The organism is Acidimicrobiia bacterium, assembly GCA_040289475.1.
Classification (GTDB): domain Bacteria; phylum Actinomycetota; class Acidimicrobiia; order ATN3; family PSLF01; genus PSLF01.
Genome location: PSLF01000006.1, coordinates 94,065 through 107,245, shown reverse-complemented (window position 1 = coordinate 107,245; position 13,181 = coordinate 94,065). Strand labels below are relative to the sequence as shown.

General features: G+C 56.2%; 11 protein-coding genes and 1 tRNA gene. 3 read left to right on the top strand and 9 right to left on the bottom strand.

Translation table 11 applies throughout. The features are described 5' to 3' along the window. The first annotated feature begins 67 nt into the window (after positions 1 to 67). A complete protein-coding gene (locus C4318_04985; GenBank protein ID MER3454497.1) occupies positions 68 to 286 on the top strand; it encodes a hypothetical protein in 219 nt (72 codons plus the stop codon). A 371-nt stretch (positions 287 to 657) separates the two neighbouring features. Here the strand turns inward: C4318_04985 and C4318_04980 are convergent, their stop codons facing one another. The 6 genes from C4318_04980 to C4318_04955 form a co-directional block, all read right to left on the bottom strand. After that, the gene (locus C4318_04980) at positions 658 to 1,641 is read right to left on the bottom strand and encodes a hypothetical protein (protein ID MER3454496.1); all 984 of its coding nucleotides are present in this window, start codon (positions 1,639 to 1,641) and stop codon (positions 658 to 660) included. A gap of 75 nt (positions 1,642 to 1,716) precedes the next feature. After that, positions 1,717 to 1,789 (bottom strand) — tRNA-Thr (locus C4318_04975). A 59-nt stretch (positions 1,790 to 1,848) separates the two neighbouring features. After that, positions 1,849 to 3,276, bottom strand: coding sequence for a cysteine--tRNA ligase (locus tag C4318_04970; GenBank protein MER3454495.1), 1,428 nt, complete (start codon positions 3,274 to 3,276; stop codon positions 1,849 to 1,851). Next, complete coding sequence (gene ispF, locus C4318_04965) at positions 3,273 to 4,562, bottom strand: 2-C-methyl-D-erythritol 2,4-cyclodiphosphate synthase (GenBank protein MER3454494.1); 1,290 nt, start codon at positions 4,560 to 4,562, stop codon at positions 3,273 to 3,275. Before ispF ends, C4318_04970 begins: the two co-directional genes overlap by 4 nt. Positions 4,563 to 4,568: 6 nt before the next feature. Beyond that, positions 4,569 to 5,717, bottom strand: a complete 1,149-nt coding sequence (locus C4318_04960) for a twitching motility protein PilT (protein ID MER3454493.1) — start codon at positions 5,715 to 5,717, stop codon at positions 4,569 to 4,571. A 300-nt stretch (positions 5,718 to 6,017) separates the two neighbouring features. Next, on the bottom strand, positions 6,018 to 6,497 hold the full coding sequence (locus tag C4318_04955; GenBank protein MER3454492.1) for a CarD family transcriptional regulator: 480 nt from the start codon (positions 6,495 to 6,497) through the stop codon (positions 6,018 to 6,020). A 274-nt stretch (positions 6,498 to 6,771) separates the two neighbouring features. Here C4318_04955 and C4318_04950 point away from each other — a divergent pair, with 274 nt between their 5' ends. Beyond that, complete coding sequence (locus tag C4318_04950; GenBank protein MER3454491.1) at positions 6,772 to 7,818, top strand: hypothetical protein; 1,047 nt, start codon at positions 6,772 to 6,774, stop codon at positions 7,816 to 7,818. On the opposite strand, the gene C4318_04945 is transcribed toward C4318_04950, so the two are convergent. The 3 genes from C4318_04945 to C4318_04935 all read right to left on the bottom strand — a co-directional run bounded on the left by C4318_04945 (position 7,770) and on the right by C4318_04935 (position 11,709). Continuing rightward, a complete protein-coding gene (locus C4318_04945; protein MER3454490.1) occupies positions 7,770 to 8,585 on the bottom strand; it encodes a hypothetical protein in 816 nt (271 codons plus the stop codon). The two genes, C4318_04950 and C4318_04945, sit on opposite strands and share 49 nt — an antisense overlap. 115 nt (positions 8,586 to 8,700) lie before the next feature. Continuing rightward, on the bottom strand, positions 8,701 to 9,057 hold the full coding sequence (locus tag C4318_04940) for a universal stress protein (protein MER3454489.1): 357 nt from the start codon (positions 9,055 to 9,057) through the stop codon (positions 8,701 to 8,703). 102 nt (positions 9,058 to 9,159) lie between these two features. Beyond that, complete coding sequence (locus C4318_04935; GenBank protein MER3454488.1) at positions 9,160 to 11,709, bottom strand: NDP-hexose 4-ketoreductase; 2,550 nt, start codon at positions 11,707 to 11,709, stop codon at positions 9,160 to 9,162. Positions 11,710 to 12,032: 323 nt separating this feature from the next. Here C4318_04935 and C4318_04930 point away from each other — a divergent pair, with 323 nt between their 5' ends. Next, the gene (locus C4318_04930) at positions 12,033 to 13,136 is read left to right on the top strand and encodes a geranylgeranyl pyrophosphate synthase (protein ID MER3454487.1); all 1,104 of its coding nucleotides are present in this window, start codon (positions 12,033 to 12,035) and stop codon (positions 13,134 to 13,136) included. Positions 13,137 to 13,181 lie beyond the last annotated feature (45 nt).

The window sequence follows — 13,181 nt, the reverse complement described above, 5'->3', positions numbered from 1 at the left end:
CCTAGAGCGCAGGCTGGAAGGAGGTCCCGTCTGGCTGGTCCGGCATGGTCGGGTTATTCCCGAGAATTTGCGCCGCGAGCTGATAACTGAGGACGAGCTGCTAGCCGCGATCCGTCGCCAGGGAATCTCTTCGGTGGAGGAGTGCGACCAGGTGGTTCTGGAGACAAGTGGGACCATCACCGTGATCCCCCGTCTCCCTACCCCGGTGGAGGAGGTCCTGGCCCGATTGGACCGGCTGGAAGCCAGGCTTAGCAGGCAAACTCGGGACCCCGCCGACGGGGCTTAGCCCTTTTCCAAAAGTGGGCCGCCGTGACGGCCCTCTCAACAACGCTGTCCCGGAGCAAGCCGCGGGTCTCCAGCCCAACCTTGTCGGCGATCACTGGCGTCACCGCGTTGTTGTCGCCGGTCGGGACGTTGAGGGCGACACCGTTTTTTGTAGCGCCCGGATGGCAGCTGCCGCAACGCCTCGACGGCTGCCGGTACGAGTGCAAACCGTACAGCGCAGGTACGCGGGCCCGCAGTCACTCCGCCACGTTTTCCAGACTCATTATCCACGCTGGGAATACGCATTAGGACGCGGAAGTGCTTCCAAATAGGGTGGGGCTGCCATCATGCAATCGTCCCATATATACTCCGTACCACAGAGTTGCGGGGTATCTATCTACGTCTACACAGTAGGTTTGCGGCTCTACCAGGATGCCCCTCGGTCAGGAATTCGGGATCGATAGCGCGGACCACCCTTTTTTCTTCGTCAATGAACTTAGGATCAAAACCCAAAAAAGACAGCTGTGCTAAAAAATCACCCGGGTCTACGCCCGCCCTTTTCAGATACTCCGGGGCCATCTCGCAGATGAGAACAACGTCGTCGCTTTTTTCTAGAGTCTTTTGCATGCCTTTGATTGCATACGGCTCGTGACCCTCTATATCCATCTTTATAAGGTCGAAGGTGGGTACGCCTAGAAACTCGTCTATCGAGACGACGTCTTGTCGGAGAACGGCTCTGACTTTGGCCTCGGGGTGTCTGTGGATGGAATGAGAGTCGGAGTCCTCATAGACAAACAAGTCGACAATGGATGCCCTTTCGCCAACCGCTAGACGGTGTGCTACAACTCTTTCGGCCACCCTGTTGAAGCGAACGTTGAGTTGTAAGAGAGCGAAATTCTGGGGCTCCGGCTCGAACGCTACGATTTGTCCTCCTTTGGCTTTACGGGCGGCCAGGATCGTATAGAGCCCAAACTGAGCGCCCAAGTCCAAGACCCGAGCACCCGGCTTTACAAGGTAGGTAAAAATCTCCCTCGTAAACGGTTCGTAGCTTTGAAGGCCATAGCTGGCCGTCTCGTAGGTACCAGCATGAACGAACAGCGGTATTCCCTGGTTGATCGAGAACATCACACCCGAGCAGGTCGCCGCCCGCTGCAGCGATACCTGAGCTCTCTCGGCTAATTCGAAGAGGGTCGGATATTTCCGTTCCCAAGCTTGAGACACGTTTCTCAGAAGAGGTGCAAGCGCCGAGAATATTAGACCCCTTCCAATAGTGGGGAGATACCGTGCCCATGCTGAAATCTGCAACGCTCGAGAAAAATCGCTAGAGGTGTCTATCGCGTTCTCGGTTTCAGAGTCAACACTTGAATTTCGGCCCATAGATCGGAAGTATCTCGCGATGTGTTGATGTCGGCAAGAACTTGACTCGCGCGCACCCTTGAGTTTTCCAGACCGAGCTGGTGGTCGGAGTCGAACCGACGACCTAGCGATTACAAGTCGCTTGCTCTACCGACTGAGCTACACCAGCACACCGAAGCACGCACCTGCTGGCCATCGCAGGCGCAACTCCTCGCTCTCTGGCAGGAGTCAATCTCCACGTGACCATCGCCACCGTGGCCCAGAAGGTGTATCCTCCACGGACACGCCGAGCTCTTCGAGGCGTGCCCGAGCCTTATCTGCCAGATCGAACATCCTCGCTGCACGTAGAGATTCCCGCAGTTCCAAAACTGTCTCTACGAGTCGATCCGAAATGTCGGCTCTATGACTCGTACTTCTTGCCGATGTCGGATCAAGATCGAGTCCTACCGATGACAGAAGCTCGCTCACGAGGGATGCGTATGCTTCTTTGACGGAATGTCCTGATCCGGAGTTGATGTCGTGGTTTCCAGCCTTTATAACTTCGAATACTACTGCCAAGGCTGCAGGAGTATTGAAGTCGTCGTCCATAGCTGAGGTGAACGCTTTGCGATAGCTGTCGATCTGGCTTCGAATGCGAGGAGGGACATCGTGCGTCTCGGACTTGCTCTCATGGCTTGTCGTGGCGCTACTGGCCCTGAAATAAAAGTCTTCTATGCGAGCGAGGGCAGCCTCGGCCTGCTCGATCTGATCTGCCCCGAAATCTAGTGGGCTTCGGTAGTGGGATCGGAGGGTTAGCATTCTGAAGGCCTCAGGGCGGTGCCTAGTCAAAGCCTCCGCGAGAGTAACGTAGTTACCCGTGGATTTGGCCATCTTCTCGCCGCCTAGGTTGACAAGGCCGGCGTGCATCCAGACCCGTGCGAAGGTGTGTCCTGCGGCTTCGGCCTGGGCTCTCTCGTTTTCGTGATGGGGAAAAACGAGATCCTGCCCACCCCCGTGGATGTCGAATCCATCTCCTAGGAACCGCAGCGACATGACGGAGCACTCGATGTGCCAGCCAGGCCTACCTTTGCCCCACGGACTGTCCCAAGACGGATCTCCTTCGAAGCTTTTCCATAGAGCAAAGTCGAGGGGGTGTCGTTTATTCTCTCCGGGCTCGACTCTGGCCCCGGCTCTCAGCTCCTCTATGTTCTTTCCAGAAAGCTCTCCATAGCGCGGGTAGGTTTCGATAGAGAAGTACACGTCGCCTTCCACGGCATAAGCGTGACCCGACTTGACCAGCTCCGAAATCATCTCGATCATGCCGTCGATGTGTTCTGTGGCCCTCGGAGCAATCGTGGGCCGCTCTATCCCAAGGGCAGCCATCGATTCGTTCCACACTTCGATGTAGCGGTTCGCGATTTCTTTGGCCGTAACTCCCTCCGTGGAAGCCCTTTGGATTATCTTGTCGTCGACGTCGGTGTAGTTCATCACAAACGAGACGTCATAGCCGCGGTACTCGAGATATCGGCGAATGACGTCGAACGAGAGCGCGGAGCGTGCGTGGCCCAAGTGGGGGGCGTCGTACACCGTTGGTCCGCAGACATACATAGCGACCTTCCCCTCCTCTCGAGGGAGAAACTCTACTTTTTCCCGAGCGAGAGTGGAGTAGATCCTCATTCGGCCTCGCTAATCTCAAAAGATTTCGCATCACACGGACGGAGAACCGCCGTGGCTAACGCCGCTATACCTTCTCCGCGTCCGGTAATGCCGAGCCCGTCCGTAGTGGTTGCCTTTACAGACACCGAGGAGATATCCATAGAGAGCGCCCTGGCAAGGGAGCTAGCTATATCGGCCGCATGAGGGGCGATCTTCGGCTCCTCGGCTATGACGGTGACATCCACGAAGTACGGCTCCAGACATTGTTGACGAAGCATTCCACAAATCTCCTCGAGAAACTCTGTGCTCTTGCGCCCTTTGTTTCTTGGGTCGGAGGACGGGTACAGAATACCGATGTCCCCAAGTCTTGCTGCGCCCAGCAGTGCGTCGGCCACAGCATGCGAAGCTACATCTCCGTCAGAGTGACCACGAAGTCCTTTTGGATATGCCAGTCTCGCACCACCCAATACGAGAGGAATTCCACTTTCTAGCCTGTGGGCATCGAAACCTACTCCGCAAAGCGCCCGGTGGGGTACGGGGGCAGAGCGCACTTGTTTAGAAGCAAGCCGAGCCTCGGCTTGCCCCGAAGGAAGTGGCACCACTCCCTGGGCCACCAGAGCTTCTGCCACAGCCCAATCTTCCTCGTAGGTGATCTTGAGGTTTAGTGCTTCACCCTCAACAAGGTGAACGTCCAACCCGGCAGCTTCGGCCATCGCAACGTCGTCGGTGGGCTCGATTGAGCGAAGGCTTTTCGAAAGCGAAGTCACAGAGTCGAAAGCCTTGAGCACCTCTGGGATTATCAGTCCCTGGGGAGTTTGGACCCGCCTTAGTAGTTCTCTAGGAACGGTCGAGACGACCCCGCCCTCCTGTACTAGCCTCACCGTATCGCTCATAGCTATAGAGGGAGCAACTGCAAGGGCTCCCGCCTCTAGCTGTAAGGCTACCCGCTGAAACAAATCCACCGAGGCGAACGGGCGGGCGGCGTCGTGCACTAAAGCGGCACTGAAGCCTCGCCGTACTGCCTCTTCCAACCCGATCCGAACTGATTGGTAACGGTTTTTGCCCCCCCTTACCACGTAACAAGCAAGGCCTGCATCGCGAAGGCCGAAGATTTTTGCCGATTCCAGCCACTTTTGCCATCCAGGAGGGACGACCGTTATGACCGCGCCCACGGCTTCTATATCTGTAGCCTTTCTCAGCGTCCACTCCACTAGGGGCAACCCAAACAGCGGCCGGAACTGCTTGGGCTCTGAGCCAGGGAGTCTCGCTGACTCGCCGGCGGCGGCAATGACAAGTGCTACCTTCACTGGATTTCAGTGGACTGTCGAACGTGTCTCACCGGAGGAGCGCTCGCCCGCATCGGCCTGGACACCCGCTTCGGTGCGGCTAGTAGGGATGGCGAAAAGCATGCGCCCTCTCGACGTCTGGGTGGACGAAGTTATCTGGACCTCGATTTCGGACCCAACCGCGCTAGCGGCGTGCTCCACCACTACCATGGTGCCGTCGTCCAAATACCCAACCCCCTGGTCGGGCTGCTCGCCTTCCTTCTTGATGGCGAGAACCATGACGTCCCCCGGCAACTTGGAAGGCCTGAGGCTCGTAGCGAGCCTGTTTGGATTTAGAACCGTGATTCCCTGGAGCTCGGCGACGCGTTGGAGATTGGAGTCGGTCGTCACCAGGCTGATCCGCATGTCTCGAGCGAGTGACAGAAGTTTGGCGTCTACATCCTGGTGCTGAGGCACGTCCTCATCCAAAACCAGCACGTCGACACGGGGTTGTTCCCGAAGTAGCTCTAGGACATGAAGACCGCGCCTCCCTTTACGCCGGCGCCCGGAGTCGGCTGCATCGGCAAGACCCTGTAGCTCTTCAAGGACAGCAGGAGTAACGAGGAATGTACCCCGTAAAAAACCAGATTGGACAATGTCGAGTATTCGGCCGTCTATAAGGGCCGAGGTGTCAAGAAGAAACGAGTTGGGGTCACCTACTGTATGGTACGACGAGGCTCTGACGTAAGGCTTAGACGACAGTCCCGCCATCGAGAGCAAAGCCTCCGATCTACGAGAGAAAATTCGGAAACCGAAAGATCCACCCACCCACATCAGGAACGCTGCTACCGGATATGCCACCCACCAGGGCGCGAGAAAAAACGCTGGAATAGACGCTACGATCCCAAAAAGCGCTCCTACTAAGGCGCCAATGAATCCGGCGAACAGCTGGCCAGGATTGGACTCGTCAATACGCCTTTCTACGGTTCCAAAAAACCGATCTAGAAACCTTCCGACGACGCCTCCGAGCACGTAGCCTATAGCGGCCCCAAGAACGATCGTAAAGTAGCGGGAAGCGTGCGAGCCCTCCTCCGGGACGCGGATCCGCTGGCTCACTGCAAGCCCAAGCGCCGTGAGGGCGATAATGATGAACAATCGTACGATTTCGACGAACATAGCTCGCGGTCCCTGCCGCATATATCCCTGGCGCCTGGCGGCCCTGCTCCTGGCTTGTGACCGCCAATAATTGCTAACAGAAAAAGTGTAGCCTCAGCTGTTATCGAGGCTTGCACCCTTCTGGATAAATGATCCTCCTTCTATCCATAGACTGAAAGAAGAAGACGCTCGGTCTCGCTCCGCCTGGGGGGAGTCTCACCGAAAAATACTGCTTTTGCTCTAATGATGGTTCGGAACGGCTAGAAGCCAGCGACAAACACGGGCAGGCCAGACTCTCGGGATCAGTAATCATATGCAAGTTAGTAGGGGGAGAATAAACACTCAGGGAAGGTGCTTTTCCAGTTCTCGCTCTGCCTGCTCCGGGTCACAGTTAAGGGCGAAACACAACTCCGAAACCAATATCTCCTTGGCTCTCGAAAACATGCGCCGCTCTCCGGTCGAAAGCCCTCTCTCTTTGTCCCGAATCGCGAGGTTCCTGACAACCTCGGCGACCTCGAATACGTCGCCAGACTTCAGCTTTTCAATGTTGGCTTTGTACCGGCGGCTCCAATTAGTCGAAGGGGAGTTGTCGGGCTGTTTGAAAACCTTGAAGACTTTTTTGACATCTTCCTTGCTGATGACTTGGCGAATCCCGATGTCTTCCGTTTTGTCCTCTGGAACCATAAGGGTCAGGTCCGAAGATGCAAGCCTCAGGACCAGATAGCTACGGCGTTTTCCGTCCAGTACGCGCCGCTCTCTTTTCTGGATTACGGCGGCCCCGTGATGGGGATATACGACCTTGTCTCCGATTTTGTATCCCATATGTGACCTCGTGTGACCTCGGAATCTCCAACCCGTAATTCGCCCAAGTGGATCAAGATGCGGAAACCAAGCAATTTTTCACATTTGACGATACCAGTATCTATCAGGGGATTCCACTGCGACCGCTGTGACCTGGGAGTTGCTGGTAAGTAAAAAGCCGAAGAGCGGTCACTAAACAAAGCGATTGCGGCAATACGACTAGTAATGGCGCTGCACCGACAAAGCGACAAATGAGGTGCTTCAAAAGCGTGATACGCAAAAAGCGTGAAAAAAAGTGCGCACCGCCGCCAAAGGTGCCGGGGAGCGGCGGCGGTGCGCTCGGAGAGGTCTTTTTCTTTTCCGCCGGGGAGGCGGGGTCTCCGGGGAACACGCGCTGTCGCCGGGGAAACGACAGCTGTATTTCCGCGTCACACCTTTAACTATGAGCCTTAATGCCCGTGGGTTCTGTGAAAATCTTCACAAAGTTCCCCGGGAAATTTGGATACGTCTCATTGGAATGAAGGGAGTAGAGGAATCGCTAGCGCGGCGAACAAAAACCTATTATGCTCGACGGGCCTCTTGCCACGCGCCCGCCAATCGAGCCCTCCTCTTGAGTGCAGTTGGTGTAGGAGTGATGACTGAATCGAAGCAATTATCGGCGGAGGTTGTCGACCTTCTAGTAAAGGTCCCCCTGTTCTCACAGCTGTCTTCATCGGAGTTAGCGAAGCTTGCGAAGCTGCTCAAGAGGAAGCGCCTGAGAGCCGGAGAGACTTTATTTCTGGAGGGTTCGGTCGGTTCTTACCTTTACATAATCGCTTCTGGTGCTGTCCGAATTCTGACTAGATCGGTGGACGGACGGGAGGTGCAGGTCGCCCTACTGGGCCCCTTCGACGTTATCGGAGAACTATCGGCCTTGGACGGCAAGCCACGATCGGGAGAGGCAAGAGCCGCAGAACCCACGGAGCTGTACATGCTTTCGGCTGCTTCTCTCAGATCCTTTGTTCTTGAGCATCCGACGGTTGGGTGGGAACTACTAAAAGTTCTTGCGTCACGGCTGCGCAAGGCGGACGAGGCAGTGGCGGACGCTGCCTTCTTGGACGTTCCGGGCCGGCTAGCGAAGCGTCTATTAGAGTTGGGCGAAACTCAGGGGACGCAAACCGCCGAGGGGGTACGGATCCGCATCCCGCTTACTCAAGAAGAGCTGGCGGCTATGATCGGAGCGACTAGAGAGGGTGTCAACCGGGCGTTGTCGTCATTCGCTTCGATGGGGTTCTTGGAGCGGAGGGGCAGGTATTACGTCCTCAAGGACGTGGAGGCCCTGCGCCGGCGGGCGGCAATGTAAAAGGCCACCGCCACTACGCCGGAGCCGAAGCTCAAAGACCACAACGCGATCCGGCTTGTCTCTAGTGTTTCGGATCGAATGAAGACTTCTCGAGTCTCTCCTGGCATGACACGCCAAACAAAACCGGTAGCGCGAGCTTCGGTGTAGCTGCTGAGAACCGACGCCCTTCCTGGCATCCGCACCTCGATCTCGAGCTCCAGTGGTGGACCCGAAGGCTCCTGGGGGCTCGTCTCAGGTGTTTTTTGCTTGAAAATCGTGTCGCTGAGCGCCGAAGGCAGTGGGGGAAGTAGTACTTCCAACGAAGGGAGGCGGACGGTCCCCTTCAAAGTGTAGGTCTTGAAAAGAACGCGGTTTCTCGATTCCAGCTCAAATCCATCGAAAACGGGAGCACCGCCGACCGCAATCGATGCTAGCGCCGAAGAAAGTTCCTGGGGTCTGTTCACGCGTCGATACAGAACAACGGAGTCCGTCACCCATCGAGGCCGAAGCAAGGATGACGATGTCGACAGGAATGACCACCCGGTTGCGGTGAGGGGCTGGAAGTCGAGCATGGAAAGAAGGGGTTTGCCAGTCACCTTTTTTGACACGTCCGCAGCCTCTTTGTCTGCGAAGAATGCGAGAGTGACATCCGATGATCCGCTTGGCCCGACCTCAACGACAGCGCTCACCTTAGATTTGCAGCCGAACAGTAGAACAGTCGATGCAAGAAATACTACAAGCGGGCAAAAGCGCGCCGTCGATGTAGCCGTCGAATTCAGCCGTGACAAGATGATAATGTAGGGCTCAGCCCGCTGCGGCGACAGACCCTACCGTTTTACGGCAATGTCTTTTTGCGACGCCATCTACGATCAAACCTCGGTCCAGCTTCTTTGGTGGAGCGAGTCACCCCGTCGTATGCACGATAAGGACGTCGCAAGGACTGTGGTGACTGATCTTGGAGGGAACGGACCCGAGGAGGAAGCGGTTCACGCCACTCATGCCTTTGTTCCCAACGACTATTAGGTCGTAGTCGCCATCTTGGGCGGTCTCTAAGATGACGTCGGCGGGGTCTCCGGTGTCCACTATCGTGTCGATGTGCACTCCAGATCCCTCGAAACGATCGGATGCATCGGAGACATACTTGCGACCGTGCTCTCCCACCGATATCAAGGTAACTTTGGCCCCGACTTCTTTCGCCAGCTCCACGGCTCGCTGAGCGGCTTTAAGAGATGTGGGCGACCCGTCGACACCTGCGAGTATCTTCCTATACGACACCGCTACCTCCCGAGTTGTAAGAGTGGGGGATTTTCTTGTGACCCCTTAGATGGTGGAAGTATAACTGAGCGAACGCAAAGGGCAGGCTCAGTCCGACGACGGTTCGCTGCTCCCGTTAGCGTTGCTGCCTGCAGAAGTACCCCCCACCGGAACCGGACCATGCGCTCCCTCGGTGCCGCCTTTCTCGACGGGATTGCCTACCGACTCCAAGCTTTTCAGTGTGATCTTGCGGTCTTCCCCTTCGCCTTCGACATCGACAACTACAGTGTCGCCTGCCGAAAACTCTTTCCACAGCACCTTCTCCGAGAGCGGATCCTCTACAAGCCTTTGTATTGCACGTCGGAGTGGCCGTGCTCCTAACTGAGGATCGAACCCTTTCTCTGCAAGGAAAGAGCGCGCCGCATCCGTAAGCTCAAGGCCAATGTCCTGGCTAGCGAGCTGGTCTTTCACTCTCACGATCATCAAGTCGACGATTTGTTTTACTTCGTCGGGTGTCAGCTCCCTAAAGACGATGATCTCGTCAATGCGGTTCAAGAACTCTGGCTTGAAGGCGCGTTTCAGCGCTTCGTGCACGCGCTCCTTCATCTTCTCGTAGCTGACCTGGCCATCGGCTTTTTGGAAGCCGAGCGCTACTTTCCTCAGATCAGACGTGCCCAGGTTCGACGTCATGATGATGATCGTGTTTTTGAAGTCGACCGTCCGTCCCTGAGCATCGGTGAGTCGACCATCCTCGAGGATTTGCAGCAGCGTGTTGAAGACGTCTGGGTGGGCCTTTTCAATCTCGTCAAAGAGCACCACCGAAAACGGCTTTCTCCTAACCGCCTCGGCAAGCTGCCCTCCCTCTTCGTAACCCACGTATCCTGGGGGGGATCCGACCAGGCGCGAGACCGTGTGCTTTTCCATGTACTCGCTCATGTCGAGCTGTATCAGATGGGACTCATCCCCGAAGAGAAATTCGGCGAGAGCTTTGGCGGTCTCGGTCTTGCCGACTCCCGATGGACCCAGAAAGATGAACGATCCAGCAGGCCTCTTAGGGTCTTTGAGCCCCGCTCTGGTGCGGCGTATGGCTTTTGATACGGCCTCGATGGCCTCGTTCTGGCCGATTATGCGATGGTGCAATTCCTCTTCCATTCGGAGGAGCTTTGCGGTCTCCTCCTCGGTCAGCTTGTACACCGGAATGCCCGTCCACTGCGAGAGGACCTCGGCGATCTCTTCCTCGTCTATTACGTCAAAGAGATCGATCCCCTGCTTCTTCCACTCCTCTTCTTTAGCCGCCTTCTCTTCGAGAAACTTCTTTTCTTCATCCCTGAGCCTTGCTGCTTCTTCGAAGTCCTGCTGCTCGACAGCGCGCTCTTTTTCTTTGTGGATAGCAGAAATCTTGCTCTCGAGCTCTTTGTACTCCTCGGGCATCGACATACGGCGCAGCCTCAAGCGACTTCCGGCCTCGTCTACCAGATCTATCGCCTTGTCTGGCAGGAATCTATCTGCAATGTAGCGATCAGCCAAGTTGGCCGCAGCCACGATCGCCCGGTCGGTAATCTTTGCCTGGTGGTGTTGCTCGTATCGGTCTCGAAGACCTTTGAGGATCTCTACGGTGTGCGAGACTGTGGACTCCTCAACCTTTATAGGCTGAAAACGTCGCTCGAGGGCCGCATCCTTCTCCAAATGCTTGCGGTACTCGTCGAGCGTTGTGGCCCCAATTGTCTGAAGCTCACCTCGAGCCAACATCGGTTTCAAGATGGAGGCGGCGTCTATTGCGCCCTCGGCAGCACCGGCACCGACAAGGGTGTGCAGCTCGTCTATGAATAGAATTATGTCGCCTCGGCTTTTTATCTCCTTTAGGACCTTCTTTAGGCGCTCCTCAAAGTCGCCGCGATAACGACTTCCTGCCACTAAAGCGCCCAAGTCAAGCGTGTATATCTGCTTGTTCTCGAGCAGATCCGGGACCTGCTTGTTCACTATTCTCTGAGCGAGCCCTTCGACAATGGCGGTCTTGCCAACGCCGGGCTCGCCTATGAGAACAGGATTGTTCTTGGTGCGCCGAGAGAGGATCTGCATCACTCGCTCAATCTCACGCTCTCTGCCGATCACGGGGTCGAGCTTGCCTTCTCGGGCCATCTGAGTAAGGTTCCGCCCGAACTGATCCAATACGGGGCTTCCAGCCGAGGGCGCTTCTCCGGCTGTGGCCTCTTTTGTAGCCCCGTAGCCTGAGAGCAGTTGGATAACCTGCTGGCGCACCCTCGATAGGTCCGCACCCAGCTTCTGAAGAACCTGAGCGGCAACTCCCTCGCCCTCGCGGATCAGCCCTAGAAGGATGTGTTCTGTACCGATGTAGTTGTGCCCAAGCTGTAGAGCCTCACGAAGAGAAAGCTCAAGCACCTTCTTTGCCCGAGGAGTAAACGGAATGTGACCCGAGGGTGCGTTGGCGCCGTGACCAATCATCTCTTCGACCTCGTGCCTCACGTCCTCGAGTCGAATGTTCAACGACTCGAGAGCTTTGGCCGCGACACCCTCGCCCTCGTGTATGAGTCCCAGCAAAAGGTGCTCGGTACCGATGTAGTTGTGGTTGAGAAGACGCGCCTCTTCTTGGGCTAGCACAACTACTCTTCTCGCCCGCTCGGTAAAGCGCTCGAACAACTTTTCCTCCCTTACCTCGACAGGGGCCAACCCCTGCCTCGAAGAGGCGGTACTCCCCGCATTATAGACGGGCCCCTGTTCACTAAATTCGGATTAGAACTTCCTTTCATAAAACTTTGAGTCCTCATGGGACTTCACTGAATCGACAACAAATATCTACTGTCGATTATTGCTATCGACACCTAAACGCTTTTGACCAAGGGCCGATCGTCCCTCATTGCTTGAGGTCAAAGGCGGTACCCCGCGGATCTGGCTAGTAGTTAGCAGGCCTGAGGCTCTAAATTACGTGGGTATCTTGAGGGCCATCGCAAAGAGGCCCAGCAATTGTCGGATTGGAATTCGGAGATAACTTCAAAGTGTCCTCAGAGTCATCGTATCCGGCCCTCGATGCGCTTCCCGAGGTTGCAGTAGCTCTAAGGCAGGTAGAGGAAAAAATCCTCGAGGCGACGCGCGTCCCGGATCCATTGAACTCGGAAATCATTTCTTATCTGGCCAAAGCGGGCGGTAAGCGAGTCCGACCGCTTCTCGCTCTGTTGGGGGCGCGCTTGGGGGGTCCGATTAGCGAGCCGGCCATCGATGCCGCCGTTGCTGTCGAGCTCATCCATGTAGGCAGCCTCTACCATGACGATGTCATCGACGAGTCTCCGACACGAAGGGGAAAGAGCAGCGTCAATGCCAACTGGGGCAATTCGGTAGCAATTCTAGCGGGCGACTTCGTGCTCGCTCGGGCATCAGAGATCGGCGCTCGTCTGGGTAAGCGAGCTTCCGAACTTCTAGCACGCACCCTGGGGACCATTGTCTACGGACAGATGCTGGAATTGGCCCGGGCCTACGATCTTGATGCCGATGTCGATGGATACATGGAGATCGTAGCCAACAAGACAGCCTCCCTAATCTCCACGTCTTTAGCGTTGGGAGGGATCGTGGCGGCGATCAGTGAGGACGACATCGACACACTGTCGGAGTATGGCAATCGTATGGGTGTGGTGTTTCAGGTAGTCGACGATATTCTCGACATCGTGGGAGACTCGCAAAGACTAGGTAAACCTGTAGGACTCGACATGATAGAAGGGACCTACACTCTGCCGGTCATCTACGCCCTCGAGGTGGGAGGCGACTCCTCAAAGCGACTGGCTGAGCTATTGGATCGCATACGGGTAGCGAAAGAACAGCATGCTCTCGTCCGCGTGGGCGACGACGGAGGCCGCCGCTACGATATTCCAACTGAGATCGAAAGCTTCGTCGATGAAGCACGGAGGATTCTCCTCGGTACGGGCGCTACGAAGCGGGCACTAGAGCGCGCTCTTTTGGAGCTCCAGCGCGCCCATGAACTGTTGCGATCTCTTGGAGAGTCGCCAGTGGTTACTGTGCTCTCAGGTTTGGAACAGTTCATCCTTGGGCGGCTTCCCGAGGAGGGGTTGGTGTGATCAACCTAGAGCTCTACAGGGGCACGGTGTCTAGAGCCCGTGCAT

What these genes read in the sequence shown, in the direction of transcription:
- C4318_04980 (MER3454496.1), bottom strand. Translation starts at nt 1,641, where the DNA reads ATGGGCCGAAATTCAAGTGTTGACTCTGAAACCGAGAACGCGATAGAC.
- C4318_04970 (MER3454495.1), bottom strand. Translation starts at nt 3,276, where the DNA reads ATGAGGATCTACTCCACTCTCGCTCGGGAAAAAGTAGAGTTTCTCCCT.
- C4318_04960 (MER3454493.1), bottom strand. Translation starts at nt 5,717, where the DNA reads ATGCGGCAGGGACCGCGAGCTATGTTCGTCGAAATCGTACGATTGTTC.
- C4318_04955 (MER3454492.1), bottom strand. Translation starts at nt 6,497, where the DNA reads ATGGGATACAAAATCGGAGACAAGGTCGTATATCCCCATCACGGGGCC.